Here is a 25846-nt window from a genome sequence, read left to right as displayed (position 1 = left end):
TGGCCCTGCGCCGCTTGCCAGGCATCCATGCCTGGCACCCACCTGCGCAAGGCTTCCACTCGGCCTCCTGACGTCGCATTTGGCGGCGCCTGGGCTGGCGGCGTTTATTCAGTAGGAATGACGGTGACCGTAATCGGGGGGCAAGCCCCCTCCCACAGATAAGCGACACATTTGAAGGCAGCGATGAATCTGTAGGAGTGGCTGTACGGATACCCGACTTGTCCCGCGATGAGGCATTCGTTGGGTTCAGGGCGCTCCGGTCTTCTCTTCCTGCGGCGCCTGGGTAGTGGCCTGCTTGGGCGGCCGCGCATCGCCATCCTGGGCCGTGGACGGGGAAGCGGCCCGGGTCTTGAACAGCGACAAGAGGACCCCGCCCAGCAGCAACCCGAACGTCACGCCCAGCGACAGCAACGCCGGTACCTTGCCGACCATGCCGTGATAGAAGATCTTGCAGCCGATGAAGATCAACACCAGTGCCAGCGCGTACTTGAGGTAGACGAAGCGGTGCATCAGCGCCGCAAGGGCGAAGTACAGCGAACGCAGCCCGAGGATGGCGAAGATGTTCGAGGTGTAGACGATGAACGGGTCCTGGGTGATGGCGAAGATGGCCGGCACGCTGTCCACGGCGAACACCAGGTCCGCCAGCTCGATCAGCACCAGGGCCAGGAACAGCGGCGTGGCATGGCGCAGGGCGGTGCTGTGGCCGGGCGGGGTGAGGCGCACGAAGAAATGTGGGCCGTGGATCTGCTCGGTGACCCGCATGTGCCGGCGTACGAAGCGCAGCACCGGGTTGTTGGCCAGGTCGGGGTGACTGTCTTCCTTCGACAGGGCCATCTTCACCCCGGTGAACAGCAGGAAGGCGCCGAACAGATACAACACCCAGGCGAAGTGCTGCACCAGCGCCGCGCCCACGCCGATCATGATCGCCCGCAGGAACACCACGCCGAGGATGCCCCAGAACAACACCCGATGCTGGTAGCGGCGGGGGATGGCGAAGAAGCCGAAGATCATCGCCATGACGAACACATTGTCCATCGACAGCGACTGTTCCACCAGGAACCCGGTGTAGAACTCCAGCGCCGACTGGGCACCGAGCTCGTACCAGACCCACGCCCCGAACAGTACGCCCACGCTGAAATAGCCTGCATACAGCAGCAGGCTTTCGCGCATTTCGATTTCCCGGTCCTTGCGGTGCAGCACGCCAAGGTCCAGCACCAGCAAGGCGATGACGATGGCGACGAACACCAGCCACAACCAGGCGCTGGTACCGAGGAACGGAGTGGTGAGGAATGTGAGCAGAGCCGTCATGAGCCCCTCCTTGAATGTCGACGTTGCATGGCAACAGTGATCCGACATGGCGGCTCGGCAGCCGTCAGAGGGGCCCGGTATCACATGGGTTTGAGCCTAGACCGGTTTCCCGGCGCTGCCGAATGGCAGGCTGTTACATTTTTTTGCGCCGCTAACCCAGCCTTCAGTACACCCATACTTCGACCCTTTGGTTACGCAAACGTCCCTTTTGTTGATCGTTATCGGCCACCGGCAATTCGTCGCCCAGGCCGGCCACTTCCCTCACCTCGATGCCATGACGGGCCAGTGCGCGGCGCACGGCCATGGCCCGCAGGCGCGAGAGCAGGGCGGCACGCCCGGGGGTTGCCTTGGGGTCGCCAAAGCCGACCAGCACGACCTGATGATCGAGCTTGCCGGCCTGGCGCAGGTAGTCGGCGACCCGCTGGACATCGCGCAACGCCTTGTTGTCGAGGTTGGCACTGCCGGCCTGGAAGCGGAAGCTGACGGTCAGACGCTGGGCCTGGCTGGCCAGGGTGCGGTAGCGCGCCGGCATGTCCGCCTGGCTGGGCACCGGCAGGGCCTGGATCTGCTGGGAAACGAAGCCCTGGCGGGCGACGATCGCCTGGCCTGCCGGGCTCTGGGTGAACTCGGCCAGGGCCCGTGCCAGCGGGGTGGGGTGGGCGGGCAGGTAGAAGAACAGGCGCCGCGACAGCGGGTAGTCTTCACTGGCCACCCGGGCACGGGTCGGCAGCAGGGCCGGGGCATCACCCTCGGCGATGGCCAGGACCTTGGCGCCATGCACGGCCGTCAAGGTACTGAAACCAATGGCCTGGCGGTCGGCCTTGACCCGCTCGGCCAGCGCTTCGCTGGATTCGAAGCGCTGCGCCTGGGGCGCCAGGCCATGATGGCCTGGCTCCAGCACCAGGGCCTTGAAGGTTTCGAAGGTGCCGGAGCGATCATCGCGGGCATACAGGCGGATCGTGCCGCCGGCCACGCCCAACTGCTCCCAGCGCTGTACTTGGCCGGAAAACACCTGCGCCAACTGGGTGATGGTCAGCTGCGACAGGGGGTTGCCTGGGTGGACGATCACGGCCACGCCATCCAGGCCGATGACCTGCTCCGAGGCCTTGTCGCGCAGGTCGCCCAACGCCTGCAGGCGCTGGGCCTCGCTGTCGGTGATGGGCCGGGAGGCGGCGGCCAGGTCGGCCTTGGCGTCGCCCAAAGCGATGAAACCGGTGCTGGAGCCGTGGGCGGCGATATCGATGTGCAGGGGCTGGCCTTGGGCATTCAGGGCGCGGATCTGGGTTTCGTTGGCGTGCTCGCCCGGCGCCTGTTCGATGGCCGTGGCGCCCTGGGCCTCGAGCAGGCCCCGGACCAGGGCCGGAACGAGGGCGGCGCCGATGGTGTTGGAGCCCTGGATGCGCAGCTGCACCGGCTCGGCCAGGGCCGGCAGGGGCAGCAGGCAGCACAACAAGACAAGGAGGCGGAGCATCCTGGGAACCTGTGGCGTGGCGTTGGGCCGCAGATTACGACAGGGCGGTGACTGGAAGATGACAGTGAGGTCGCCTGTGCCGGCCCTCTGGGAGCGGGTTGGCGGTGCCCCAGGCTCAGAACGTAGGTGGCGTGATCACCCAGATCACCACGGCATCCTCGTCCCCGGGGTTGCCATAGCGGTGTGGTTCCTGGCTGGAGAAGCTGAAGCTGTCGCCTTCGTTGAGCTGGAAATACCGCTCGCCCACCCACAACTCGAAACGGCCCGACAGCAGATACCCGGCTTCCTCGCCCTCATGGCTGTAGCTCTCCTGGCTGTAGGTGCCCGGTGGAAAGCGCGAATGGAGGATTTCCAGCTGACGGTTGGGCTGGGGCGTGAGCAGCTGGTCGACGATGCCGTCCTCGTAATGCACGCTCAGGCGGCTGTTGCGGCGCACCACGTAGCCTTGGTCTTCAGGGGCGGTGCTGGCCTCGCTGGCGAAGAACCACTGGATGGTCACGCCCAGGCTGCGGGCGATGTTGAACAGCGCCGGGATCGACGGGTAGGAGAGGTTGCGCTCCAGCTGGCTGATGTAGCCGGCGGTCAGTTCGCTCTGCTTGGCCAGCTCCGCCAGGGTCATGCCGCGGCGCTTGCGCAGGCCGCGGATGCGGGTGCCGAGAAAATGCGGGGCCGCGCCACCTGCTTCGGCGGCGGGCGTCGGCGTCATGGGTTGCTCGCTCATTGGGCGTCGGTCCATCGGGAAAGCGGCAGTATGACCAGCCTCAGAGCGCCCAGGCAACCGTCAGGCCGTCATGGATCGCCTCCTCGACGGTGCGTGGCGCCAGGCAGTCGCCGACGCGCCTGACCTCGACCAGCCCGGCCAGCTCCTCGCCCAAGGTGTCCTGGGGTTGATGGCCCAGGCACAGCACCAGGGTGTCGATGCCTTCGAAGATCATCGGCTCGCCGCTGGCGGTGTGCAGCAGGTAGACGGTGTTGTCGTCGCAGCCGTAGAGGCGGGCATAGGGCGTGATCGCAATGCCCAGGCGGTGCAGCTCGCCGGCCATCTGGTCGCGCACGTACAGCGGCAGGTTTTCGCCGCAGTGGGTGCCGTTGACCGCCAACTGCACCTGGTGCCCGTCGCGCACCAGGCGTTCGGCGATGCCGGGGCCGATCCAGTCGCTGCGCCAGTCCACCACCAGCACCGAGCGCCCCAGGGTGGCCTGGTTGCGCAGCACCTGCCAGGCGTCCACCACCTGCATCTGGCCGTCGCGCTCGAACGTGGGCCAGTAGGGCGTAGCGCCAGTGGCGGCGATCACTAGGTCCGGGCGCTCGCGTTCGACCAGGGCGCGGTCGACCCGGGTGTTGCGCACCACGCGCACCCCGGCCAGTTCCATCTCCCGTTGCAGGTTGGTGCTGGCGCCACCGAATTCGCTGCGCCGGGGCAGCAGCTGGGCCAGCAGTACCTGGCCGCCCAACTGCGGGCCGGCCTCGTACAAGGTCACGTCGTGGCCACGCGCGGCCGCCACGGCGGCGGCCTTCATGCCGGCCGGGCCACCGCCGGCAACCATCACCCGCTTGGGTGCGGTGGTGCGTTGCAGCGTGCCGTATTGCAGCTCCCGGCCGGTTTCCGGGCGCTGGATGCAGGAGATCGGCAGGCCGCGGTGGAAGTGGCCGATACAGGCCTGGTTGCAGGCGATGCAGGCGCGCACGTCCTCGACCTGGCCGCGCTCGGTCTTGGTCGGCATCTGCGGGTCGCAGATCAAGGCGCGGGTCATGCCGCAGACATCGGCCTGGCCACGGGCAAGGATCAGTTCGGCCTCCTGAGGCTGGTTGATGCGGCCGGTGACGAACAGCGGGATGTCCAGGCTCGCCTTGAAGGTGCCGGCTTCGCGGGCCAGGTAGGCCGGCTCGATGGCCATGGGCGGGACGATATGCACCGCGCCGCCGAGCGACGCGGAGGTGCCTGCGACGATATGCAGGTAGTCGATCTCGCCTTGCAGGGCCTGGGCGGCCAGCAACGACTCGTCCTCGGTCAGGCCCTCGGGGTCACGCTCGTCGGCACTGATGCGCAGGCCGACGATGAAGTCCTCGCCGGTCGCCGCGCGTACCGCCGCCAGCACCTCGCGCACGAAGCGCAGGCGCTGCTCCAGGCCGCCGTTGTAGCCGTCGGTGCGGCGATTGACCCGCGGGTTGAGGAACTGGGCCGGCAAGTAGCCGTGGCTGGCCACCACCTCCACGCCATCCAGGCCGGCCTGGTACAGGCGACGGGCGGCCGCGGCGTAGCCCTGGACGATTTCGTCGATCATCGCCTGGTCCAGCGCCCGGGGCATCACCCGGAAGCGTTCGTTGGGCACTGCCGAAGCCGAATAGGCCACCGCCAGCAGGCCGTCGGCCGTTTCCATGATCTCGCGGCCGGGGTGGAACAGCTGCGACAGCACCACCGTGCCGTGCGCGTGGCAGGCCTCGGCCAGGCGCCGGTAGCCCTCGATGCAGGCGTCGTCGGTGGCCATCAACACGTGGGAGGTATAGCGCGCGCTGTCGTGTACGCCGGCCACCTGCAACACGATCAGGCCGGCACCGCCCTCGGCGCGGGCACGGTGGTAGGCGATCAGCTTGTCGTTGACCAGGTTGTCGGTGGGCAGGCAGGTGTCATGCCCGGTGGACATGATGCGGTTCTTCAGGCGTTTGCCACGGATCTGCAACGGCTCGAACAGGTGGGCGAAGGCGGTCGACATGCGCGCAGCTCCGGTGAGTTGTTGTTTTACACCATGAAAGTGTAGCTACAGTAAAAAATCAACTTGTTTTTTTACTTGTCCGCGACTAGCGTTCCCTTCGACCTCTCAAGCAGGGGCGCCTCACAACAACAAGAAAGCGGGCCTTGGCTGTACCGGCCAGGCACCGGCAGGAGGAACCAGCGATGAATGCATTTCCCCGCAGGACCGGCTTTTGCGCACTGCTGTTGGCCTTGGGCCTGGGCAGTGTGCAAGCGGCGCCGCAGATGGTCGTGGTCGGCTATGGTGGTGCAGGCCAGAAAGCCCAGGATGTGGCAATCTTCCAGCCTTTCAGTGCCCAGGACGGCAGCAAGCTGATCCAGAGCGAATACAACGGCGAGATGGCCCGTATTCAGGTGATGGCCGATACCGGGAATGTCGATTGGGATGTGGTGCAGATCGAAGGCCCGGACCTGTTGCGTGGGTGCGACGAGGGCATCTACGAGCGCCTGGACTGGCAGCAGCTGGGCGGTACTTCCGAGCTGATACCTGATGCGGCCCAGGATTGCGGTTCGGCGGCACTGGTGTGGAGCGTGGCGATTGCCTACGACCGGAGCAAGCTGGCCCAGGCCCCGACTTCCTGGGCGGATTTCTGGGACGTGAAGAAATACCCCGGCAAGCGCGGCCTGCGCAAGCGCGCGGTATACAACCTGGAGTTCGCCTTGCTGGCCGACGGCGTCAAGGTCGAGGATGTGTACAAGGTCCTGGCCACCCCGGCAGGCGTCGAGCGCGCTTTCGCCAAGCTGACCGAGCTCAAGCCGTACATCCAGTGGTGGGATGCCGGCGCCCAGCCGCCCCAGTGGCTGGCCGCAGGCGATGTGGTGATGACGTCCACCTATAGTGGCCGCATCGCCGTGGCCGCGCAGCAGGGCAGCCCGCTGGCGGTGGTTTGGCCGGGCAGCCTGTATGGCATGGACTACTGGGCGATCATCAAGGGGTCCAGGCATGCCGATCAGGCGCGGCGGCTGATCGCCTACGCCAACCAGCCCGATACCCAGGTGCGTTACGTCGAGCAGATCCCTTATGGCCCGACCAATACCCAGGCCGCAGCCAAGCTCGCCCCTGGGCTGGCCAGCTGGGTGCCGACCTCGCCCGAGAACCTCAAGGGCGCGCTGGCCATGGATGTGGCGTTCTGGGTCGATCATGGCGAAGAGCTGGAGCAGCGGTTCAACGCCTGGGCCAGCAAGTGATGGGTTGATATCCGGGGCCGCGCAGCGGCCTCATCATTCACAAATCAGGACAATGCCAATGACCCCTACCGAACGGACCCTGCGCCAGGAACTGGCGGCCTGCTACCGCCTGATCGCGCATTTTCGGATGACCGACCTGATCTTCACCCATATCTCCGTACGCCTGCCTGGGCCGGAGCATCACTTCCTGATCAACCCCTACGGCTTGCTGTTCGACGAGATCACTGCCTCGAAGCTGGTGAAGATCGACCTGCAGGGCAACCCGGTCGAGCCCTCGCCCTATCCGGTCAACCCGGCCGGTTTCGTCATTCATGGTGCGATCCACGGCGCCCGCGAAGACGCCCAATGCGTGCTGCACACCCATACCCGCGCCGGCTGTGCGGTCGCTGCGCTCGAGTGTGGGTTGCTGCCGCTCAACCAGATAGCCATGGAGTTCTATGGCCGGGTCGGCTACCACGCCTACGAAGGTATCGCGCTGGACCTGGACGAGCAGCAGCGGCTGGTGGCGGATCTGGGACAACACACGGTGATGATCCTGCGCAACCACGGTTTGTTGACGGTCGGCAGCACCGTGGCCGAGGCGTTCTTGCGCATGTATTACCTGGAGAAGGCTTGCGAGATTCAACTGGCAGCGCTGCAGGCCGGGCAAGTGATCGTGCCGCCGCATGCGGTGTGCGCGCACACCGAGCGGCAGTTCAACGAGCCGGCGCGGCCGTTGAAGGCAGGGGAGTTGGCGGACCCGGATGGCAACACCTTGGCATGGCAGGCGCTGTTGCGGTTGCTGGAGCGGGTGGCGCCAGATTATCGCGATTGAGCCAGGCGCCTGGGGGCCGGCGCTGGCCCAATCGCGGGGCGAGTCGGTGCAGGTGGCCGCCGGGCTTCAGGATACTGACATCTTCGCCGTCAGGTTCTGCTGCATGTAGTCCAGGAAGCGGCGCTGGAACAGCATCGTGTGTTCATGGGCCGCCTTTTCCGCTGCATCGGCATCTCGGGCGGCGATGGCTGCGATCATTTCTTCATGGTCACGCCCCAGGCGGTGGTTGCTGGCAGAGCTGACGATATGGTCGAAGTGCAGGTGCAGCAGACGCTGTCCCTCACCGAGCAGGCGTTCGTAGTAGTTGATGAAATAGGGGTTGCGCCCGGCATGGGCAATGGCCATGTGGAATGCCTTGTTCAGCTCGGACATGTGCTGGTAGTCGCCGTCGGTCACGGCCTTCAGATACGCCGCATCGGCCTTGCGGATCGCCTCGAGGTCTTCATCGCGGTGCTGGGTGGCGGCCAGGCGGGTGACGGCGCGCTGGATCAGGTCCAGGGCCGAGATGTAGTTGGGAAATTCCTCGATCTCGAAGGGCGTCACCAAGGTGGTGCGGTTCGGCAGGATGGTCACCAGGCCTTCGGTGATCAGGCGTGCCAGGGCGTCGCGCACCGGTGAACGGGACAGGCCGAACTGGGCGGCCAGGGACACTTCATCCAATTGCACTCCCGGCTTGAGCTTGAGGGTGAGGATCTGCTTGCGCAGCTCCTCGTAGATGTAGCGACCGCTGTGGCGGCGCGCGCCGCCTTCGGGTTCGTTGTCTTTGGCCATCATTAGGTCTCGGTTGGGCTGGGCGGTATCATACAGGCCGGCCGTGGTGCTTATCATCAAGTGGCCAATACCCTGGGGCTGCAAGGCTGCCGCAGATATCGCGCATGCAGTGCGCCTGAAACCACGACGTCAGGCCTGGCCTGGGCCCCAGGTATCGCTGAGCATGAAGCCTGCCGCCAGTGGGTCGTCGGGGTCCACCCCCAGTTGCTGCAGACCGTACAGCCAGGCGCGGCCGGTAATGCGCGGCAGCACCGCCGGGCGGCCAGCGACCTCGGTGCGGCCCAGCAGGTCGACCTGGAACTGACCGCCGATGGTCGAACGTGACACTAGATGCTCGCCGTCCTGCACCAGGCCCCGGGCGGCGAGGGTGGCGAGGTTGGCCGAGCTGCCGGTGCCACAGGGCGAGCGGTCGACCCGGCCAGGCGGCAGGGTGGTGCAGGTCTGGTAGGTGTGCGCATCCACCCGGTTGCGGAACATCACGTAGGCCACTTCGTTGACCGAGGGCAACAGCGGGTGCTGTATGTCGAGCTGGCGGTTGATGATGTCCTTGAGCGCCACCCCAGCATCGGCCAGGGCGCGGGCGTTTTCCGAGGCGATGGCCAGGCCGACCTGCTCCACGTCGACCAGTGCGTAGTACACCCCGCCAAAGGCTACATCGACCTTCAGGGTGCCGTACGCGTCGGTCTCCACGGCCAGGTCCAAGTGCTCGACGAACGCCGGTACCATGTCCAGCGACACGCCCAGGCAGCGTCCGTCGGCGCATTGCGCGCGGGCGGTGACCAGGCCCGCCGGGGTGTCCAGCACCACGGTGGTTTCCGGTTCGTGCATCGGCAGCATGCCCAGCTCGAGCAGGGCGGTGACCACGCAAATGCAGTTGCTGCCGGACATTGGGTGGGCCTTGTCCGCCTGCAGCACGATGAAGCCGGCATCGGCCTCGGGGCGGGTCGGTGGCAACAACAGGTTGACCGACATCTGCAGGCAGCCGCGGGGCTCCAGGGTCACCAGGCGGCGCAGGCTGTCGTCGACCTCGTTGATATGGTTCATCTTGTCCAGCATGGTCGCGCCGGGAACGCCCAGCACGCCGCCAGTGATGACCTTGCCGATCTCGCCCTCGCAATGCACTTCGGCCAGTTGCAGGGTTTGTTTCCAACGCATGGCGTTACCTCACTTGATGTACCAGCCCCAGGGCTGTTGGCTGTCGTAGCGGGTGATCTGCTTGGTTTCCAGGTAGTTGGCCAGGCCCCATTCGCCCAGTTCGCGGCCGATTCCGCTCTGCTTGTAACCGCCCCAGGGGGCTTCGGTAAAGGTCGGTTGCGAGCAGTTGACCCAGACGATGCCGGCGCGCAACTGCCGGGCTACCCGCTCGCAGCGCTCGATGTCTTGGGACATGACTGCCGCGCCCAGGCCGAAGCGCGACTGGTTGGCCGATTGCACCGCCTGCGCTTCGCTGTCGAACGGCCGCACACAAACCACGGGTCCGAAGACTTCCTCGTTCCAGATCCAGCTGTCCTCGGGCACGTCGGCGAACACCGTGGGCTGCAGGTAGTGGCCTTTGTCCAGGTGCGCCGGACGCTCGCCGCCGTACACCAGGCGGGCACCTTCCTCGTGGCCGCGAGCGATGGCCTGGAGCACCTTGTCGTATTGGCCGCGGTTGACCAGTGGGCCCAGCAGTACGCCATCCTGCAGGCCATTACCGATAGTGATCCGGCGCGCCTGTTCGGCCAGGCGCGCGAGCAAGGGTTCATACAAGGGGCGTTCGACCAGAACTCGGGAGGTGGCTGAGCAGACTTGACCCTGGTTCCAGAAGATGCCGAACAGGATCCACTCCACGGCCGCTTCCAGGTCGCTGTCGGCGAAGATCACGAACGGCGACTTGCCGCCAAGCTCCAGGCTGATGTTCTTGATGTCGCGGGCTGCGGCCTGCATGATCCGGCTGCCGGTGGGCACGCTGCCGGTGAAGGCCAGCTTGTCCACGCCCGGGTGCTCGGCCAGCGGGGCACCGGCATCCGCGCCCAGACCGGTGACCACGTTGAACACCCCAGCCGGCACCCCGGCTTTGTCGGCGATGCGCGCCAGTTCCAGAGCGGTCAGCGGCGTCAGTTCGGAGGGCTTGAGCACCAGGGTGCAGCCGGCAGCCAGGGCCGGCGCGACCTTCCAGGCGGCCATCAGCATCGGGAAGTTCCAGGGGATGATGGCCCCGGCCACGCCGATCGGTTCCTTGCGCGCCAGGGCGCTGAAACGCTCGTCAGGCAAGGCGATGGGCTGCTCGCGTTGTTCGTCGAGCTGTTCGGCAAGGCCTGCGTAGTAGTCGAAGCATCCAGCGGTGTCGCCAATGTCCCACAGCGCTTCGGGCAAGGGCTTGCCGTTGTCGCGCACCTCCAGTTCGGCCAGGGCCTGCTGGCGTTCGCGGATCAGTGCAGCGATGCGGCGCAACACGGCTGCGCGTTCGCGACCCGGCAAGCGTGGCCAGGGGCCTTCGTCGAAGGCGTTGCGGGCAGCCTTGACGGCTGCGTCCACGTCGTCGGCGGTGGCGGCGGCCACCTGGGCGAGCAGGCTTTCGTCGCTGGGGTCGAAGGTGTCAAAGCAGCCGCCCTTGCTGGGCGTGACCCATTGGCCGTTGATATAGAGCTGGTCGTAGCGGTTCATGCATGTCCTCCGATGAAGGCGAAGCGGCGAGCGCTGAAGGGGGTGAGGCCTTGGGCGGGTGTGCGACCGGCGGCAAGGTCCGCGACCAGGCGGCCGGTGGTGGCGCCAAGGGTGAGACCAAGCTGGCCGTGACCGAAGGCCATGAGCACATTGCTCAAGCGCGGCGAGCGGTCGATCACCGGCTTGGTGTCTGGCAGGAAGGGCCGGTAGCCGACACCGAAGGTCATGCCCTCGGTGCGCAGTTGCGGCAGTACCCGGCGGGCTTTTTCCAGGATGATCTCGGCCCGTCGGAAATTGGGTTCGGCATTAGGGCCGGCGAACTCGATGGTACCCCCGATCTGCAGGCCTCGGGTCATCGGGGCGAAGCAGAAGCCGCCGTCGGCGTAGATCACCGAATGGCGGATCTCCACGCCCGGTCGGGGCAGCACGGCCTGGTAGCCGGCGATGCCGGCCAGGGGAATGCTCACGCCCAGAGCATCGAAGAACGGCCGGGTGCCGGTGCCGGCGGCGACTACCACCTGGCTGGCCGGTAGGCGCCGACCGTCGCCGAGGGTTACGCCACAGGCGCGATTGGCCTGTTCGTCGATCTTCGCCACCCGCTCGCGCAGACGGATGCCGCCCTGGGCGACGAAGCTCTCGGTCAGCGCGGCGATGAAACCTTCGGTGTCGTTCACTGCGCGCCAATCGGGGAACAGCAGGCCATGCTGGAACTTGCCCGCCAAGGCCGGCTCCAGGTCGCCGATGGCAGCACCGTCCAGCTCCTCGGAGCGAAAGCCCAACTGCTGGCGCAGCGCCAGGTGCGGGCGCTCGTGGGCGAGGGCGGCGGGGGATTCGAAGACTTCGAGGATCGGGCGCTGGCCGAGCAGGGACTTGTCCGGGCAGGCATCCAGCAAAGGGGCGTAGTCCTCGTATACATGCTGGGTCAGGCGGGCCATGTCCTGGGCGATCTGGGTAATCTTCGCCGGGCGGGCGCACGCCAGGAAACGCAGGAACCACGGCAGGATCCCAGGCAGGGCGCTGGGGCGCAGGGCCAGGGGACCTTTCTGGTCGAGCAGCCAACCGGGGATCTTCATCAGGATGCCCGGCTTGGACAGCGGGATGACTTCGCTCACCGCCATCTGCCCGCAGCTCCACTTGGCAGTACTGTCCCCGGGGGCGGCCGGGTCGATGAGCGTCACCCGGTGGCCGTCGCGTTGCAGGTAGAGCGCGCAGCACACGCCGACGATGCCGCCGCCGATGACCACGGTCTGGTGCGTTAGGGGTTGCGGGTTGTTCATAGGTGCGGTTCTTCTCATCAGGGGGGCGAGGGCTGCGCCCTCGTTCGCGGGTAAACCCGCTCCCACAAGGTCTGTGCCGCTCCCTGGGTGGGAGCGGGTTTACCCGCGATGGGCCGCAAGGCGGCCTCGCCGTTCATTTCATTGCTGCGACGCTTCGTAGACCTTGCGAAACGCCGCCTTCTCCTCGTCGGTCAGCGGCAACAGTGGCGCCCGTGCATTGCCGACCTTGAACCCGGACAGCTCGGCACCGTATTTGACCTTCTGCACGAACTTGCCGCTTTCCAGGTTGGCCATGGCCGGGAACAGGCTGCGCATCACCTGCTGGGCACCCTTGAGGTCGCCGCGGGTGAACGCGCGGTGGAAGGCCACCACCTTCTCCGGGAAAATGTTCGCCGGCCCGCAGATCCAGCTGCTGGCGCCCCACAGGTAGAAGTCCAGGGCCTGGTCGTCGGACCCGCAGGACAGCTGGATCCCCTTGTACTTCTCACCGATCTCGATGGCACGCAACAGGTTACCGCTGCTTTCCTTGATGCCGATCACCCGTGGGTGCTCGTTGAGCGCGGCGATCACGTCCATGCCCACTTCGACATTGGTGCGGATCGGGTAGTTGTAGAGCACCACGTTGATCTCGGGGAAGGTGTCGAGGATGGTCTGGTAATGGGCCAGCAGCTCTTCCTGGGACGGCAGCGCGTAATAGGGCGGGGCGATCAGCAGGTTGCGGTAGCCGGCATCGACGGTCTGCTTTACCTGCTCGAGCACCTCTCGGGTGCAGGAGCCGTTGGCGCCGGCGATCAGGGTGCCGCGATCGCCCACCACCTCCTTGACGGTGGCCAGGATCTGCCGGCGTTCGTCGTTGGTCAGCGCGTAGTATTCGCCGGTCGAGCCCAGGGGCACGAAGCCGCTGACGCCGGCGGCAAGCTGGTGTTCGAGGATCGCGGCGAGGGTGTCGTGGTCGACCTTGCCGGCGGCGTCGAAGGGGGTGACCAGGGCGGGCAGGATGCCGTTCAGTTGCATGGTGGTGTCTCCAAGGGGGTGGGGTGGAAGTCAGTAGGCGTAGCGGCGCAGCAGGCGCGACTCGACCACACCGACCAGGCGGGTCAGCGGGAAGGCCACGAGGAAGTAGATGAGCGCCACCGCCGAGAGGAACTCGACCGGGCGGGCAGTGCTGTTGGAAATGTTCTGGCCGACGAACATCAGGTCGGCGACCCCGACCGAGGAGATCAGCGCGCTTTCCTTGAACAGGCTGACCACGTTCGATAGCAATGGCGGTACGGCGCGCAGCAGGGCCTGGGGGAATACCACGTAGAGCACCTTGGCCCGTGGCGAGAGCCCCAGGGCCGTGCAGGCATCGTGCTGCTCGCTGGCGATGGCCTTGAGCGCGCCGCGGAAGGTCTCGCTGGTGATCGCCGCCATGTACAAGGTCAGGGCGACCAGCACCGAAACGTATGGCGGGATGTCCAGGCCGAACACCACCGGGAAGCAGAAGAACACCCAGAACAATTGGATCAACAGTGGCGTGCCGCGGAAGAACTCCACATAGAGCGCCAGGGGCAGGCGCACCAGCGGCGTGCGCACCTGACGCAGCAGGCTGAGTATGAAGCCTGCCAGGCTGCCGAGCACAGCGCAGGTGGCGGTGAAGGCCAGGGTCAGCGCCAGGCCCTTGAGCAGGACCGGCCAGTAGCCAAGAACGATCGGGAAATCCAGTGGCATGGTGGGCTCCTCAGCGCTGGGTGGCCAGGTCCTGGCGACGCTCGAACCACTGCACCAACTGGGAGACGGGCAGGGACAAGGCGAAGTACACCAGGGCGATCAGGGTGTAGGTTTCCAGCGGTCGGTAGGTTTCGGTGGCCAGGCTCTTGCCCACGTACATCAGGTCGGCGACCGCGACGATGGCCACCAGTGCGCTCTGCTGCAGGGTACCGATGCCGTTGGTGATCAGCACCGGCAGGGCACTGCGCAACGACTGGGGCAACACCACGTACAGGGTGCGTTGCCAGGCCCGTAACCCCAGGGCGACGCTGGCGTCCAGATGTTCGCGCGGCACCGCTTGCACCCCGGCCCGGTAGGCCTCGGCGTTGAACGCGGTGAGGTTCAGTCCCAGGGCCAGGAAGCCCATGGCGATCGGGTCGACGAAGACGTTGAACAGCATCGGCACGCAATAGAAGAACCAGACGATCTGCAGCAGCGCCGGGGTGCAGCGGAAGAACTCGATGAACAGTTGCGCCGGCCAGCGAACGAAGAACCAGCGGCTCAGGGTCATCAGGCACAACACGAAGCCACAGGTCAGGCCGATCAGGTTGGCCACCAGGGCCAACTCCAACGTCACCTTCAGCCCCTCGAACAGTGCCGGCAGGCTGCCGCTCAAGAAATGGAAATCGAATTGGTAGTTCATCGCCTCGCCCTCAATCCAGGTGCAGGACCTTTTCCAGGAATTCGCGGGTACGTGGCTCGCGCGGGCGGGTGAACAGCTGCTCGGGATGTCCCTGTTCGACCACCTTGCCGTTGGCGCAGAACACCACGCGGGTGGCGATGTGGCGGGCGAAGTGCATGTCGTGGGTGACGATGATCATCGCCATCTTCTGCTCGGCCAACTGCATCATCACGTTCTGCACCTCGATGACCATCTCCGGGTCCAGCGCCGAGGTGACCTCGTCGAACAGCATCAGGCGGGGTTCGAGCATCAAGGCGCGGGCGATCGCCACCCGTTGCTTCTGCCCGCCCGAGAGCTGGCTGGGGTAGACGTGCAGCTTGTTCTCCAGGCCCAGCCGTGCCAGGTAGGCGCGGGCCTTGTCGGTGGCCTCGGCCTTGCCCATGCCATGGACCTTGACCGGGGCGAGGATCAGGTTGCCCAGCACCGACAGGTGCGGAAACAGGGTGTAGTGCTGGAAGACCATGCCGATCTGCTTGTGCAGGGCTTCGTCCAAAGGCTTGCCCTGCTTGCGCGTACCGTCGATGTACGGCTTGCCCTGGAAATGGATGCTGCCGCCCTGGACGCCCTCCAGGCCCATGAGCACCCGCAGCAGCGAACTCTTGCCGCTACCCGACGGGCCGATGATCACCAGGCGATCATCGGCGCGCATGTCCAGGTTCATCCGGTCCATCACCACCAGTTGCTCGCCGTAGGCCTTGTACAGCCCGCGCAGCTGGATGAAGTCGCCGCCCTGGGCCGAATCCGGGGTAAGCGAAGCCTGTGGCTGGGCAGCCACCAATTGGGGAGTGTTCATCGGGGTTGTCTCCTCGAAGGCGCATGCGCCTTCGATAGGGGGTTACTGGACGCTCTTGCCTGCGGCGTTGACCTGAGTGGAGGCTTTGTCCACCAGCTTGTCGATTTCACCCGTGTCGCGGCGCTGGGTCAGGTAGATGTTGAGCACGGCCAGGTCGGCGGCGGAGATCTCCCGTGGCACGGCGAAGGACACACCCTGCTTGGCCAGGGCGGGCTTGGGGTAGACCTCCTTGACCCAGTCATTGGCCAGGGCGAACAGGTGGTTGGTGTCGCTGGCATCGGCCAGTACGTCGGCGCGGCGCGACATCAGGGCCATGCGGGTTTCGTCGGACCCCGGCAGGCGCATCAGGGTGGCGCTCTTGAAGACGGCGGAGGCGGCCTTGTCGGCGGCGGTGCCGGAGATGACCGCGACGGTCACGCCGGCCTTGTCATAGTCGGCAAGGCTGCTGCCGGCGGCGCTGAACTTGGGGTTTTCCTTGTTGATCAGCAACGACACCTGGTAGTCGGTAGCCGGCACCGAGAAGCCCACGGCCAGGGCGCGCTCGGGGGTCTGGTTGAGCGCCATGGCCATGTCCCACTTGCCGCTCTGCAGGCCGGCGACTTGGTTGTCCCAGCTGGTGTCGACGAATTGCACCTTGACCTTGAGCACCTTCTCGCCGAAGTCACGGCACAAGTCGACGAAATAGCCGCTGTACTGGCCGGAGGCCGCATCCCGCATCACATAGGGCGCGGCGACGGCTGCACCGCAACGCAGCACGCCGGCTTTCTGGACGTTTTGCCACAGGGAGGCCTCGGCGGCCTGGGCGGTCTGGGCCAGGGCGGCGCAAAGCACGGTAATGCTGGCCAGGGTGGTACGGATGGTAAGGGGGATGCTGTGACTCATTTTTTTGACCTCTCCGTTGAACTTGTTGTTGTAGGCAGAAGGGCAAACCGAATCGCTGTATGTCTGACTGGATGTTGTGTTGTGTGCAGCGATGTATTCAGATTAGATCCGGGCGCGAAAACTTGTCAACGGGGTATTGGCAAAAGAAAGTTTGAAGGCAGTAACCCAACCCTTTGGCTGCGCTATCGCGCAGAGAACAAGGGGCTCGATGGGGTTCGGGCTTGTCCCGCAGTCAAGGGCGGTGATACCGGGCTGGGACCAATGGTGGCAGGCACCCGGTGCGTTTTCGGGATGGGATAGCGAGCGCAGGTAGCGAACGGCGTCCGCTACCTGGAGGGCGGGGAATCAGCGGGCGTCGGGGACGATGATATGAGCCGGCGCCTGTGCGGCGCGGCCGCGGGCGACCCAGTAGTACAGCAGGCTAGGCACCACCAGGCCGATCAACCAGGACACGTCGACGCCGCCCAGGTGGGCGACCATGGGGCCGGTGTACAGCTTGGTATCGATGAACGGCATCTGCACCAGCACGCCAACGGTGTAGACGATGATCCCTGGCCAGTTCCAGCGCCCATAGCGGCCTTCGGGGTCGGCCAGGGCCGGGATGTCGTAGCGCTCCTTGGTGATGAAGTAGTAGTCCACCAGGTTCACCGCGCTCCAAGGCACGAAGAAGGTCAGCAAGAACAGGATGAACGACTTGAACGCACTGAGGAACGAATGCTGGCCGAGCAGGGCGACGAGCGTGGCGGCGCCGACGATGCCGAGCACGAACACCAGGCGTTGCAGGCGGCTGATCTGCAGGTGGCCACGGAACCCGCTGATGATGGTGGCGATGCACATGAAGCTGCCGTAGGAGTTCAGCGTCGAGATGGTCACCTTGCCGAAGGCGATGCTGAAGTACAGCAGGGCGGCCGTGGTTCCAGCGCCCCCCAGGCCGACGATGTACGCCACCTCATGCCCGGAGAACTGCCCACCGGCAATGGCTGCGGCGAACACGCCGAGGATCATCGAGGCCTGGGCGCCGATCACCGACCCCAGCCCGGCGGCAAGGAAGGTTTTGATCGGTGAGGTGCTGCTGGGCAGGTAGCGCGAGTAGTCGGCCACGTAGGGGCCGAAGGCGATCTGCCAGGAGGCGGCCAGCGACACCGCGAGCAGGAACGAGGCCCAGGTGAAGTGGCGGTTGTCGAGCAACTGGCCGATGTCGGCCAGCATCAGGATGCGGCTGAACAGGTACACGAAGGCGATGATGCCGAGCACGCTGGCCACGCGGCCGATCCAGTGGATCACCCGGTAGCCGGCGAGAGTGGCGAGCACGATCACCCCGGCGAAGATCAGGATGCCGCTGCTGTCGCTCACGCTCAGCAACTGGCCGATGGCCTGGCCGGACAGCACCGTGCCGGTGGCGGTGAAACCCAGGTACATCAGGCACACCAGGGCCATGGGAATGGCCGCGCCGTAGACCCCGAACTGCACCCGGCTGGAGATCATCTGCGGCAGGCCCAGGCGCGGCCCTTGGGCGGCGTGCAGGGCCATGACGGCACCGCCGATCAGTTGGCCGAGCAACAGGCCGAGCAGCGACCAGAACACATCGCCGCCGAGTACCACGGCCAGGGCGCCGGTGACGATCGCGGTGATCTGCAGGTTGGCTCCCAGCCACAAGGTGAATTGGCTGTACACGCGTCCATGGCGTTCAGCTTCGGGGATGTAGTCGATCGAGCGCCGTTCGATCACGGGTTTGCTGGACATGGGGCACTCCGCTTGTTTGTTCTTGTGGGGCGGCGGCCAACTCGAAGGGGCGGGTGGCCTGTGTGCGATATGAGCATGTATAGACAAGTAGGGTCAAGTGAAGCCTGACACGGCTCGTCTGGCTGCTGTTCGTTGTCCCAGACACTTCGCCGGTACGACTGTTGCGCAAGGCTGGCACCCAACTGTGCTGGTCCGTGGGAAAACAAAGGCCTTATGCTGTTACGAAATATGTCTAGAAAAGCCTGAAGAAGGAAACTGCAATGCCAGTCAAGGACCTGCTGATCGCCCTGGTGGTGATCATCGCCTGGGGCGTGAATTTCGTGGTGATCAAGGTTGGCCTCGATGGCCTGCCGCCCATGCTGCTCGGGGCCTTGCGGTTTGCCTTGGTGGCGTTTCCGGCGGTGCTGCTGGTCAGGCGCCCGAAGCTGCCCTGGCGCTGGTTGATCGCCTATGGCGTGACCATTTCCCTGGGCCAGTTCGCCTTCCTGTTCCAGGCCATGTACAGCGGCATGCCTCCGGGGCTGGCGTCGTTGGTGCTGCAGTCCCAGGCATTCTTCACCCTTGGGTTCGCCGCGCTGTTTCTTGGCGAGCGCCTGCGCCTGGCCAGCCTGCTGGGCCTGTTGGTGGCCGCGGGCGGGTTGGTTCTGATCGGCAGCGAGGACAGCAGCCATGTACCGTTGCTGGCTCTGTTGCTGACCCTGTGCGCGGGCGCCATGTGGGGCATGGGCAACATCATCACGCGCCGGTTCGGCTCGGTGGATCTGGTGGCCCTGGTGATCTGGGGCGGTTTGATACCGCCGCTGCCGTTTCTGGCGCTGTCCTGGTGGCTGGAGGGGCCTGAGCGTATCGGCCATGCCCTGGCCAATATCGGCTGGAGCTCGGTACTGGCGCTGGCCTACCTGGCGTTCGTCGCCACCATGCTTGGCTACAGCCTATGGAGCACCTTGCTGTCGCGGCATCCGGCAGGCAAGGTGGCGCCGTTTTCGCTGTTGGTGCCGGTGGTCGGCCTGAGCTCGTCGGCCTGGCTGCTCGATGAACGCTTGAGTGCGGTGCAGGGGTGGGGCGCGGTGCTGGTCATGCTGGGGTTGCTGATCAATGTGTTCGGGCCTCGGGTAGGGCAGCGGTTGCGGGCGGTGAGCGTTCAGTAGAGGGTTTATGCGAGATCGCGCTGGCGGCGCGATCTCGCTATCGCCGAACATGGCAGATCGTCCTATAAATGAGACGAACCATGCCATTTTTGCCGTCTACCGCAACATTGGTTCCATAGGTAGTGTTACACCCAGCCATCTGAGAGAGGAGACTTCTCATGAAAAAGATTCTGGGTATCCACCGCAGCCCCCACGGCCATTGGGTCGGGGATGGCTTCCCGGTTCGTAGCCTGTTCACCTATGACAACCTGGCGCGCCATATCAGCCCGTTCTTGCTGCTCGATTATGCTGGCCCCCATGACTTCACGCCGACCACTGCGCGGCGCGGAGTCGGCCAGCACCCGCACCGGGGCTTCGAGACGGTGACCATCGTCTACCAGGGCGAACTGGAGCACCGCGATTCCACTGGCGCCGGTGGCCTGATCGGCCCGGGCGATGTGCAGTGGATGACGGCCGCCAACGGCATCCTCCACGAGGAATTCCATTCGCCGGCCTTCGCCCGCAGCGGCGGCACACTGGAGATGGTGCAACTGTGGGTCAACCTGCCGGCCCGCGACAAGCGTGCGCCTGCGGGGTACCAGACCCTGTTGTCCACGGACATTCCGGTGGTGTCGCTGGAAGGCGAGGCCGGTAGCCTGCGGGTGATCGCTGGTGCCTACCAGGGCCATCAAGGCCCGGCGCGGACCTTCACCGCCATGGACGTCTGGGACCTGCGCCTGAAAGCGGGTGCCCACCTGCAACTGCCGATCGCCGCAGGGCGCAACGCAGCGTTGGTGGTGCTGCGCGGTAACGTGCGTGTCAATGGCGAGCGCGAGGCGGGTCCGGCCAGCCTGGTGCTGCTGGAGCGCGATGGCGAGCATGTGCAGGTCGAGGCGCTGGACGAAGTGAGCCTGCTGTTGCTCAGCGGCGAGCCGATCGACGAGCCCATCGTTGGTTATGGCCCGTTCGTGATGAACAGCCAGGCGGAAATCGCCGAGTCGTTCGCCGACTTCCAGGCAGGGCGGTTCGGGCAGATGGTGGGTGAGCAGTAAAGGGGCCGCTTTGCGGCCCATCGCGGGGCTCACCCCGCGATGCTTTTTGCCCACTATCCAGACTGGCGCCAATGCACTTCAGTGATCCCGTAGCGCTCCGCCACGGGCTTGCTGACTTTCTTGATCTTCTCGCGCCCGTATCGCCCGATACGGGCCACCCCCGCATCGCAACTGGCCCAGTGCCAGGCCTCGGCGTTGTCCATTCGCTCGGCCCGGATCACGAAGGACTTGTGCTGGCCGTGCAGTTCGTAGTCGATTACGAAGAGTTTTGCGTCGATCATCGGGTATCCACATCCCTTGCGCAGCATCGAGGGCTGGCCAGGTGCAAGACATTCCATGGCCTATCCGTGGGAATCGTGACGGCGCACAAAAGTTTGAAAAAAGTTCGTTTCCAACGACGAACGGTGGGCGCTGACCGTCCGTCGCACAGTGCCTGCAGCCGATCGAACAGCCGGAGCCCTGCGGCACTCTTCCTCTAAGGTGCTAGAGGAATTTGCGCGGCTGCATTGTTCAGGCGAATGGACCACCGCTTGAACATGCGCAATATCAATTGGCACTTCGCCAACATAGGGCGTACTCACACACAACAGGCCATCCAGTACAGAGAGGGTCGAACCATGTCGTTGATAGGTGTTTCGCTGCTAGAGATGCGTCAGCTGATCGAACAGGCCTGCCTGCCGGACCGCTGCGAGGTGACCTGCCCGGACGGTGTCAGCCTGAACATCCGTCTGGGCCAAGGGGAGAGCCTGGATGATTGCCTCACGGTCAACGGTATTCCCCTTGACAGCCTCAACAGCTGCCGGGACCTGCACGAGCTGGTGACCCAGTTGCGCAAGGCGCAACGCCAGGGCCACACCGCCGCGCTCAAGGCCATCGCCTGACGGCCTCGCGACCCGGTCAGCCGAGGCTGGCCGGGCGCACGTATTCCGGCATCAGGCCGTTGAACCAGAACAGGATCATCGCCACCAGGATGGTCACCAGCAGCAACAGCCCCACCCCCCAGACGCAGGTCGCGAACAGCATCGCCTGTTCCTTGCGTAGGCGCAGGAAGGTCTGCAACCCTCCGTACAACAGCACCGTGGCATAGGCCGAGGCCGCCAGCAGGGCAGCTACCGCCAGCCAACGCATGGGTACCAGGCCCACCACACCAGCAACGAACCAGGGCGTGGCGCAGTAGGCGGCGAAGCCGATGCATTGGTTCAGGGTCGGCTGGGTGTCGAAGCCACGGGACATCCAGCGGATCATCACGCCCATCAGCATCACGCCGACCACGGTGGTGGCATACAGCAGGCCTGCCAGCTGCGCGGCGCTGCCCATGCTCAGGCGTACCCGTTCCTCGGCGGCCAGGCTCCAGCCGAAGGTGGTGGTGCCGACGAGCAGGCACAGCGCGGGGATCAGGGCCAGGGCCAGCAGGCGCGGCAGGTACTGTTGCGGGTGGGCTTCCTCGGCGCGGCGTATGTCCAGCCAGGCGGCACCGGGGTGGGTGAAGAGCTTGAGCAACGGACTGTTCATGGCGTTCTCCTCGAGGGCAGGCGTGTCCTCTTTTTATGGAGAAGCACAAAGGGCCCAGGGTTCAGGCGAACTGCGGGCCGTTGATCGCTTATTGCAGCTCCAGCACCAGGTTCATGCCGCCATCCCCGCACTTGGCATGGTCGCGCACGACGCCATGATAGCTGCGGCCATCCCACTCGAAGGCCACGCTGTGGGCGCGGTCGAGCTTGTCCGGCAGCGGTGGGTCGATGTGCAGGCGCAGGGCCGGGGACCCCTGCAGGTTGAGGGCAGCGAGCTGGACATGGCACTCCACGCGTTGGGCCACGGGGCCGAACAGGGTGTCACGGACGAAGTCCAGTTCCAGGCAGGCGCAGGGGGCACGGTAATAGGGCTTCATGGCAGGTATGGCCGCAGCGGAAAAGTCATGGCTGGCTCCTCGAACAAGGAATCGCGGGGTGTCGATCTTTCGAAGCCTATCGGACGATGGCGTTCAAATTTATTTCATCCCTTGGCCGGTGCGGGCGCATTCGCGGGTAAACCCGCTCCCACAAGGTGTGCGGCGATCCCTGTGGGAGCGGGTTTACCGGCGAATGCGTCGTCATGGCTGGCGCTCGGCCACCGCCCTGAGGGTTCTCAACGTCACCAGCGGTGCATCCACCACGAACCGGTTGGCCAGCCAGCCCGGCACATCCCCGGCGGGGTCGGCCTGCAGCTGATAGATCACTTCGGTTTCCTTCTCGGCCAGCGGATGCATCGTCCATTCGCCACGCAGCCGCCGTACACGGATCAACCCTGGCACGGTCGGCAGCTTGCCGGGTTCGGCGCTCAGGTGGCGCACCAGGGTGCCATCGTCCAGACGCTCGGTACGCACCCGCAGCACCATGTCCCGAGGCTGTGCCGGCCAGGGCAGGTCGGTGACCAGGTACACCCAAGTACTGTCGCCTTCGACGTCCAGCAAGCGCATATCGGCGCAGGCATACAGCCATTTGCAGGCCACCCGCAGGTTCTCCTGCAGGTCGGTGAGCGTGCGCACGCTCGCCTTGATCCGGGTGACACCGCGAAATGCTTGGTAGGTCGAACCCTCGACACGGCTCAGGTACACATCGATGCCGTCTTGCCGTTGCGCCAAGTGCCAGGCGTCGGCCAGCGACACCGGGGCCGGCAGCAGGAGCAGCAAGGCGAGCAGCAGGCGGGGTAGGGGCATGGGCAGTGGCCGGAGCGAAACGGAGCGGGTTCCTGAAGTATGGCCAGAAACACGAAGCCCGCCATGAAGGCGGGCTCGTGGACATCAGCCTGGGCTCAACGCTGTGGGTTGAGGGTCAGGTGCGCGTGGCGGTTGACGTCCTTGTACAGCAGGTAGCTGAACGGGCCTGGGCCGCCGGAGTAGCAGGCTTGCGGGCAGAAGGCGCGCAGCCACATGAAGTCGCCGGCCTCGACCTCGACCCAGTCCTGGTTCAGGCGGTATACCGCTTTGCCTTCCAGAACGTACAGGCCGTGTTCCATGACGTGGGTTTCAGCGAACGGAATCACGCCGCCCGGCTGGAAGGTCACGATGTTGACGTGCATGTCGTGGCGCATGTCGGCCATGTCGACGAAGCGGGTGGTGACCCAGCGGCCTTCGGTGCCCGGCATCTCGATGACGGTGGCATCCTTGCGGTGGGTGACGAAGGATTCTGGAACCGGCAGGCCTTCGACCTTCTGGTAGTGCTTGCGCAGCCAGTGGAAGGTGACGTTGGCCTTGCTGTTGTTGCGCAGGCTCCAGTCGGCACCCGGGGCCAGGAAGGCGTAGCCGCCAGGCACCAGGGTGTGATGCTTGCCTTCGACGGTGATGTCGATCTCGCCTTCGACCACGAACAGCACCGCTTCAGCGTTCGGGTCCAGCTCTGGGCGCTCGCTGCCGCCTTCGGGGGCGACTTCGACGATGTACTGCGAGAAGGTCTCGGCGAAGCCGGTCAGCGGGCGGGCAATGACCCACATGCGCATCTTGTCCCAGAACGGTAGGTGGCTGGTGACGATGTCACGCATCACGCCCTTGGGGATGACGGCATAGGCTTCGGTGAACATGGCACGGTCAGTCAGCAGCTCGGTTTGAGCCGGGTGCCCACCGTGGGGGGCGAAGTAGGAATGATTCGACATGGACAGTCTCGACTTGTTGTTCTTTCCCCGTGCCGTGTGCCGCACCGGCCGGTGCGCCGCAGGGGAGGCCCGGACAGAATATGGGCCTTTGCCTGGCATCCACAAATTAAATGTTGAAATGTCCGGTATTTATTCGCTGAATGCCTGCGTTCAGCGTGGTTTCTCGTCGCAACCAGTGCTTTGCCTTCACGCGTCGGCCGCTTGAGCGACCATCAACAACGATTGCGGCACCGGGCTTTGCGGATGTTGCGGCTCCTGCAGGCTGGCCAGGCGGAACCCGGCCAGGTCCAGGGCATTCAGCCAGCTGGAGAGGGTGCGGAAATACCAGGGCATCGGCGTCCATTGCCCGGCGAATCCGGCGAACGTTTCCTCGCGCCAGCCATCCTGGTAGTCGCCTGCGGCCATGCTCCAGGGGTGCAAGGTCTGGATGACCAGGGCGCCGCCGGGGGCGAGCAGGCCATGCAGGGCACAGAGCAGGGGGATGATGTCCTGGTGCAGCAGGGCGAAGTTGGCACAGACCACGTCATAGCCATGGCCCACGTCTACCTGCGCTTCGGCCAGCTGTGCGTAGCTGGCCAGGTGCACAGGCGCCGAGCCTGCGCCGCGCGCAGCCTCGACCAGCGTCGCATCGCCGTCCACGCCTGTCGCCTGGATGCCGCGCTCGGCCAGGGCACGCAGCAGCCAACCCTCGCCACAGCCCAGGTCCAGGACCCGCTGCGCCTGGCGACCCATCAGCGCCAGAAGGATGGCTTGGTCGGTGACTTGGCGGCGGCTTTCGATGGCGCCGCTGCGCACGGCCTGGATCCAGGCCTGGGCGTTGTGCTGCCAGCTGCCTTGCAGCGTGGTGTCGGGCGTGGGCATCGCACGTGGTCCTGGTGGGGCATGTGCCAAGGATAGGCCAGGTGGAGTAACCCTGGGCAACGGCTTCTGGCATGATGCACTCAGCCTGTCCATTCGAAAGTCAAATCCTGAACATGACTGAAAGCGTGAAATCCAATAGGTCGATCTACGACCTCGACCTGCTTCGGGCCGTGGTGATGGTCGCTGACTGCGGCAGCTTCACCACCGCGGCCACCCGGTTGCATTCGACCCAGTCGACGGTCAGCCAGAAGGTCCGGCGGCTCGAAGAGATGGTTGGGCATCAGTTGCTCGACCGCAGCAATCGCGAAGTGCACCCCACCGATGCTGGCGAAACGCTGCTGCGCTATGCGCGCCATCTGCTCGCGGTGAGCAATCAGCTGAGCGAGGCGATGTCGGGCGGGGTCACGCTCACCGTGCGTATCGGCCTGCCGGACGACTTCGTCGCCAGCAAGACCGTTCCGGCGCTCGCGGCCTTCAACCGCAAGCACCCGAAGGTCAAGCTGGAGATCACCGGCGGCCTGAGCCGCGACCTGATGAGCAGCTATGACCGCGGCGAGCTTGATCTGGTACTGGTCAAGCAGCGGCGGCACAGCCGCGAGGCCAACGCCTGCCAGCCCGAACGCATCGAGTGGATCGACAGTGCGCAGTACCCCTGTTTCGCCCAGGACCCGATCCCGTTGGTGACCTTTCCGCCGCGGGGGCTCTACCGCGATGACATGATCAGTGCGATCGAGGCCATGGGCCGCAGCTGGCGTATCGGCTTCACCAGTTCCAGCCTTGCTGGTATCCAGGAAGCCGTGACCAATGGACTGGGCGTGAGCCTGCTGCCCTCGCGGGTGGTCACGCCGGGGCATCGGGTATTGGGTGCCGAGGACGGTTTCAAGCCGATCAAGGTTTTCGAGGCGGCGATCTTCCATCGCCCCACGGCCGACCCGATGGTCAAGGAGCTGGCGGATATCCTGATCGGCATCCTGCGCGCCGAGGCCATGGAAGGGCCCTGAGGCCGGCCTGCCCACCGCTGCGGTATGGCAAGAGCGTCGCCCTTGATCGCGGGACGAGCCTGCTCCTATAGGGGAGGAATTGCCTGCCCCGGGTACGTAGTG

At 65.4% G+C, this 25846-nt stretch carries 26 protein-coding genes; 6 read left to right on the top strand and 20 right to left on the bottom strand.

Translation table 11 applies throughout. The annotated features are described in order from the left end of the window. Positions 1 to 246: 246 nt before the first annotated feature. The 4 genes from AC1MHZ_RS20665 to AC1MHZ_RS20650 form a co-directional block, all read right to left on the bottom strand. A complete protein-coding gene (locus tag AC1MHZ_RS20665; protein WP_465002141.1) occupies positions 247 to 1308 on the bottom strand; it encodes a TerC family protein in 1062 nt (353 codons plus the stop codon). Positions 1309 to 1471: 163 nt separating this feature from the next. After that, positions 1472 to 2779 (bottom strand): substrate-binding domain-containing protein, encoded by a 1308-nt coding sequence (locus AC1MHZ_RS20660; protein WP_482966858.1) that lies wholly within the window; start codon positions 2777 to 2779, stop codon positions 1472 to 1474. A gap of 115 nt (positions 2780 to 2894) precedes the next feature. Next, positions 2895 to 3485: a cupin domain-containing protein gene (locus tag AC1MHZ_RS20655; protein ID WP_143515221.1), complete on the bottom strand. Its 591-nt coding sequence runs from the start codon at positions 3483 to 3485 to the stop codon at positions 2895 to 2897. A gap of 55 nt (positions 3486 to 3540) precedes the next feature. Further along, positions 3541 to 5493, bottom strand: coding sequence for an oxidoreductase (locus AC1MHZ_RS20650; protein ID WP_465002143.1), 1953 nt, complete (start codon positions 5491 to 5493; stop codon positions 3541 to 3543). A 182-nt stretch (positions 5494 to 5675) separates the two neighbouring features. Between AC1MHZ_RS20650 and AC1MHZ_RS20645 the strand changes: the two genes are divergently transcribed. Together AC1MHZ_RS20645 and AC1MHZ_RS20640 are read left to right on the top strand one after the other, a co-directional pair. Further along, the gene (locus AC1MHZ_RS20645; RefSeq protein ID WP_482966857.1) at positions 5676 to 6719 is read left to right on the top strand and encodes an ABC transporter substrate-binding protein; all 1044 of its coding nucleotides are present in this window, start codon (positions 5676 to 5678) and stop codon (positions 6717 to 6719) included. Next, on the top strand, positions 6673 to 7533 hold the full coding sequence (locus AC1MHZ_RS20640; RefSeq protein WP_482966856.1) for a class II aldolase/adducin family protein: 861 nt from the start codon (positions 6673 to 6675) through the stop codon (positions 7531 to 7533). The genes AC1MHZ_RS20645 and AC1MHZ_RS20640 overlap by 47 nt, the downstream gene beginning before the upstream one ends. A 66-nt stretch (positions 7534 to 7599) precedes the next feature. Here AC1MHZ_RS20640 and AC1MHZ_RS20635 read toward each other — a convergent pair whose 3' ends face one another. From AC1MHZ_RS20635 to AC1MHZ_RS20590, 10 genes are all read right to left on the bottom strand, one after another. Next, a complete protein-coding gene (locus AC1MHZ_RS20635; protein WP_482966855.1) occupies positions 7600 to 8307 on the bottom strand; it encodes a GntR family transcriptional regulator in 708 nt (235 codons plus the stop codon). Positions 8308 to 8433: 126 nt separating this feature from the next. Then, positions 8434 to 9459, bottom strand: coding sequence for a proline racemase family protein (locus AC1MHZ_RS20630; RefSeq protein ID WP_482966854.1), 1026 nt, complete (start codon positions 9457 to 9459; stop codon positions 8434 to 8436). A 9-nt stretch (positions 9460 to 9468) separates the two neighbouring features. Continuing rightward, the gene (locus AC1MHZ_RS20625; protein ID WP_482966853.1) at positions 9469 to 10950 is read right to left on the bottom strand and encodes an aldehyde dehydrogenase family protein; all 1482 of its coding nucleotides are present in this window, start codon (positions 10948 to 10950) and stop codon (positions 9469 to 9471) included. After that, a complete protein-coding gene (locus tag AC1MHZ_RS20620) occupies positions 10947 to 12227 on the bottom strand; it encodes an NAD(P)/FAD-dependent oxidoreductase (RefSeq protein ID WP_482966852.1) in 1281 nt (426 codons plus the stop codon). Before AC1MHZ_RS20620 ends, AC1MHZ_RS20625 begins: the two co-directional genes overlap by 4 nt. A gap of 138 nt (positions 12228 to 12365) precedes the next feature. Continuing rightward, on the bottom strand, positions 12366 to 13241 hold the full coding sequence (locus tag AC1MHZ_RS20615; protein ID WP_482966851.1) for a dihydrodipicolinate synthase family protein: 876 nt from the start codon (positions 13239 to 13241) through the stop codon (positions 12366 to 12368). A gap of 30 nt (positions 13242 to 13271) precedes the next feature. Continuing rightward, positions 13272 to 13937: an amino acid ABC transporter permease gene (locus tag AC1MHZ_RS20610; protein WP_482966850.1), complete on the bottom strand. Its 666-nt coding sequence runs from the start codon at positions 13935 to 13937 to the stop codon at positions 13272 to 13274. A gap of 10 nt (positions 13938 to 13947) precedes the next feature. After that, a complete protein-coding gene (locus AC1MHZ_RS20605) occupies positions 13948 to 14619 on the bottom strand; it encodes an amino acid ABC transporter permease (protein WP_482966849.1) in 672 nt (223 codons plus the stop codon). A 10-nt stretch (positions 14620 to 14629) separates the two neighbouring features. Continuing rightward, the gene (locus tag AC1MHZ_RS20600; protein WP_482966848.1) at positions 14630 to 15451 is read right to left on the bottom strand and encodes an amino acid ABC transporter ATP-binding protein; all 822 of its coding nucleotides are present in this window, start codon (positions 15449 to 15451) and stop codon (positions 14630 to 14632) included. 42 nt (positions 15452 to 15493) lie between these two features. After that, the gene (locus tag AC1MHZ_RS20595) at positions 15494 to 16333 is read right to left on the bottom strand and encodes a transporter substrate-binding domain-containing protein (protein ID WP_482966847.1); all 840 of its coding nucleotides are present in this window, start codon (positions 16331 to 16333) and stop codon (positions 15494 to 15496) included. Between the two features lie 345 nt (positions 16334 to 16678). Further along, positions 16679 to 18076 carry a purine-cytosine permease family protein gene (locus AC1MHZ_RS20590; RefSeq protein WP_482966846.1) on the bottom strand — a complete coding sequence of 466 codons (1398 nt, stop codon included), beginning with the start codon at positions 18074 to 18076 and terminating at the stop codon, positions 16679 to 16681. A gap of 260 nt (positions 18077 to 18336) precedes the next feature. On the opposite strand from AC1MHZ_RS20590, the gene AC1MHZ_RS20585 reads away from it, so the two are divergent. Both AC1MHZ_RS20585 and AC1MHZ_RS20580 read left to right on the top strand, forming a co-directional pair. Beyond that, complete coding sequence (locus tag AC1MHZ_RS20585) at positions 18337 to 19224, top strand: EamA family transporter (protein ID WP_084857525.1); 888 nt, start codon at positions 18337 to 18339, stop codon at positions 19222 to 19224. A 158-nt stretch (positions 19225 to 19382) separates the two neighbouring features. Beyond that, positions 19383 to 20255, top strand: a complete 873-nt coding sequence (locus AC1MHZ_RS20580) for a pirin family protein (RefSeq protein WP_084857526.1) — start codon at positions 19383 to 19385, stop codon at positions 20253 to 20255. 53 nt (positions 20256 to 20308) lie between these two features. Here the strand turns inward: AC1MHZ_RS20580 and AC1MHZ_RS20575 are convergent, their stop codons facing one another. Further along, positions 20309 to 20536: a DUF6555 family protein gene (locus AC1MHZ_RS20575; protein ID WP_084857528.1), complete on the bottom strand. Its 228-nt coding sequence runs from the start codon at positions 20534 to 20536 to the stop codon at positions 20309 to 20311. A gap of 336 nt (positions 20537 to 20872) precedes the next feature. On the opposite strand from AC1MHZ_RS20575, the gene AC1MHZ_RS20570 reads away from it, so the two are divergent. After that, on the top strand, positions 20873 to 21136 hold the full coding sequence (locus AC1MHZ_RS20570) for a DUF1652 domain-containing protein (protein ID WP_084857665.1): 264 nt from the start codon (positions 20873 to 20875) through the stop codon (positions 21134 to 21136). Positions 21137 to 21152: 16 nt separating this feature from the next. Here the strand turns inward: AC1MHZ_RS20570 and AC1MHZ_RS20565 are convergent, their stop codons facing one another. From AC1MHZ_RS20565 to AC1MHZ_RS20545, 5 genes are all read right to left on the bottom strand, one after another. Further along, positions 21153 to 21767 carry a Yip1 family protein gene (locus AC1MHZ_RS20565; RefSeq protein ID WP_084857530.1) on the bottom strand — a complete coding sequence of 205 codons (615 nt, stop codon included), beginning with the start codon at positions 21765 to 21767 and terminating at the stop codon, positions 21153 to 21155. 88 nt (positions 21768 to 21855) lie between these two features. After that, the gene (locus AC1MHZ_RS20560) at positions 21856 to 22143 is read right to left on the bottom strand and encodes a hypothetical protein (protein WP_084857532.1); all 288 of its coding nucleotides are present in this window, start codon (positions 22141 to 22143) and stop codon (positions 21856 to 21858) included. Between the two features lie 201 nt (positions 22144 to 22344). Continuing rightward, positions 22345 to 22950 (bottom strand): START domain-containing protein, encoded by a 606-nt coding sequence (locus AC1MHZ_RS20555; RefSeq protein ID WP_084857533.1) that lies wholly within the window; start codon positions 22948 to 22950, stop codon positions 22345 to 22347. 95 nt (positions 22951 to 23045) lie between these two features. Next, entirely contained in the window at positions 23046 to 23882 is an 837-nt protein-coding gene (locus tag AC1MHZ_RS20550) for a bifunctional allantoicase/(S)-ureidoglycine aminohydrolase (protein WP_084857535.1), read from the bottom strand. Between the two features lie 186 nt (positions 23883 to 24068). Then, a complete protein-coding gene (locus AC1MHZ_RS20545; RefSeq protein WP_084857536.1) occupies positions 24069 to 24743 on the bottom strand; it encodes a class I SAM-dependent methyltransferase in 675 nt (224 codons plus the stop codon). 113 nt (positions 24744 to 24856) lie between these two features. On the opposite strand from AC1MHZ_RS20545, the gene AC1MHZ_RS20540 reads away from it, so the two are divergent. Next, positions 24857 to 25744, top strand: a complete 888-nt coding sequence (locus AC1MHZ_RS20540) for a LysR family transcriptional regulator (protein WP_482966845.1) — start codon at positions 24857 to 24859, stop codon at positions 25742 to 25744. Positions 25745 to 25846 lie beyond the last annotated feature (102 nt).

Source organism: Pseudomonas sp. FA-1, assembly GCF_056856075.1.
This window is presented reverse-complemented; position numbering and strand designations above follow the sequence as displayed.

What these genes read in the sequence shown, in the direction of transcription:
- AC1MHZ_RS20565 (WP_084857530.1), bottom strand. Translation starts at nt 21,767, where the DNA reads ATGAACAGTCCGTTGCTCAAGCTCTTCACCCACCCCGGTGCCGCCTGG.
- AC1MHZ_RS20625 (WP_482966853.1), bottom strand. Translation starts at nt 10,950, where the DNA reads ATGAACCGCTACGACCAGCTCTATATCAACGGCCAATGGGTCACGCCC.
- AC1MHZ_RS20545 (WP_084857536.1), bottom strand. Translation starts at nt 24,743, where the DNA reads ATGCCCACGCCCGACACCACGCTGCAAGGCAGCTGGCAGCACAACGCC.
- AC1MHZ_RS20555 (WP_084857533.1), bottom strand. Translation starts at nt 22,950, where the DNA reads ATGCCCCTACCCCGCCTGCTGCTCGCCTTGCTGCTCCTGCTGCCGGCC.
- AC1MHZ_RS20605 (WP_482966849.1), bottom strand. Translation starts at nt 14,619, where the DNA reads ATGAACTACCAATTCGATTTCCATTTCTTGAGCGGCAGCCTGCCGGCA.
- AC1MHZ_RS20550 (WP_084857535.1), bottom strand. Translation starts at nt 23,882, where the DNA reads ATGTCGAATCATTCCTACTTCGCCCCCCACGGTGGGCACCCGGCTCAA.
- AC1MHZ_RS20575 (WP_084857528.1), bottom strand. Translation starts at nt 20,536, where the DNA reads ATGATCGACGCAAAACTCTTCGTAATCGACTACGAACTGCACGGCCAG.
- AC1MHZ_RS20620 (WP_482966852.1), bottom strand. Translation starts at nt 12,227, where the DNA reads ATGAACAACCCGCAACCCCTAACGCACCAGACCGTGGTCATCGGCGGC.
- AC1MHZ_RS20585 (WP_084857525.1), top strand. Translation starts at nt 18,337, where the DNA reads ATGCCAGTCAAGGACCTGCTGATCGCCCTGGTGGTGATCATCGCCTGG.
- AC1MHZ_RS20560 (WP_084857532.1), bottom strand. Translation starts at nt 22,143, where the DNA reads ATGAAGCCCTATTACCGTGCCCCCTGCGCCTGCCTGGAACTGGACTTC.
- AC1MHZ_RS20615 (WP_482966851.1), bottom strand. Translation starts at nt 13,241, where the DNA reads ATGCAACTGAACGGCATCCTGCCCGCCCTGGTCACCCCCTTCGACGCC.
- AC1MHZ_RS20600 (WP_482966848.1), bottom strand. Translation starts at nt 15,451, where the DNA reads ATGAACACTCCCCAATTGGTGGCTGCCCAGCCACAGGCTTCGCTTACC.
- AC1MHZ_RS20590 (WP_482966846.1), bottom strand. Translation starts at nt 18,076, where the DNA reads ATGTCCAGCAAACCCGTGATCGAACGGCGCTCGATCGACTACATCCCC.
- AC1MHZ_RS20610 (WP_482966850.1), bottom strand. Translation starts at nt 13,937, where the DNA reads ATGCCACTGGATTTCCCGATCGTTCTTGGCTACTGGCCGGTCCTGCTC.
- AC1MHZ_RS20630 (WP_482966854.1), bottom strand. Translation starts at nt 9,459, where the DNA reads ATGCGTTGGAAACAAACCCTGCAACTGGCCGAAGTGCATTGCGAGGGC.
- AC1MHZ_RS20595 (WP_482966847.1), bottom strand. Translation starts at nt 16,333, where the DNA reads ATGAGTCACAGCATCCCCCTTACCATCCGTACCACCCTGGCCAGCATT.
- AC1MHZ_RS20650 (WP_465002143.1), bottom strand. Translation starts at nt 5,493, where the DNA reads ATGTCGACCGCCTTCGCCCACCTGTTCGAGCCGTTGCAGATCCGTGGC.
- AC1MHZ_RS20640 (WP_482966856.1), top strand. Translation starts at nt 6,673, where the DNA reads ATGGCGAAGAGCTGGAGCAGCGGTTCAACGCCTGGGCCAGCAAGTGAT.
- AC1MHZ_RS20540 (WP_482966845.1), top strand. Translation starts at nt 24,857, where the DNA reads ATGACTGAAAGCGTGAAATCCAATAGGTCGATCTACGACCTCGACCTG.
- AC1MHZ_RS20570 (WP_084857665.1), top strand. Translation starts at nt 20,873, where the DNA reads ATGTCGTTGATAGGTGTTTCGCTGCTAGAGATGCGTCAGCTGATCGAA.
- AC1MHZ_RS20645 (WP_482966857.1), top strand. Translation starts at nt 5,676, where the DNA reads ATGAATGCATTTCCCCGCAGGACCGGCTTTTGCGCACTGCTGTTGGCC.
- AC1MHZ_RS20665 (WP_465002141.1), bottom strand. Translation starts at nt 1,308, where the DNA reads ATGACGGCTCTGCTCACATTCCTCACCACTCCGTTCCTCGGTACCAGC.
- AC1MHZ_RS20660 (WP_482966858.1), bottom strand. Translation starts at nt 2,779, where the DNA reads ATGCTCCGCCTCCTTGTCTTGTTGTGCTGCCTGCTGCCCCTGCCGGCC.
- AC1MHZ_RS20580 (WP_084857526.1), top strand. Translation starts at nt 19,383, where the DNA reads ATGAAAAAGATTCTGGGTATCCACCGCAGCCCCCACGGCCATTGGGTC.
- AC1MHZ_RS20635 (WP_482966855.1), bottom strand. Translation starts at nt 8,307, where the DNA reads ATGATGGCCAAAGACAACGAACCCGAAGGCGGCGCGCGCCGCCACAGC.
- AC1MHZ_RS20655 (WP_143515221.1), bottom strand. Translation starts at nt 3,485, where the DNA reads ATGACGCCGACGCCCGCCGCCGAAGCAGGTGGCGCGGCCCCGCATTTT.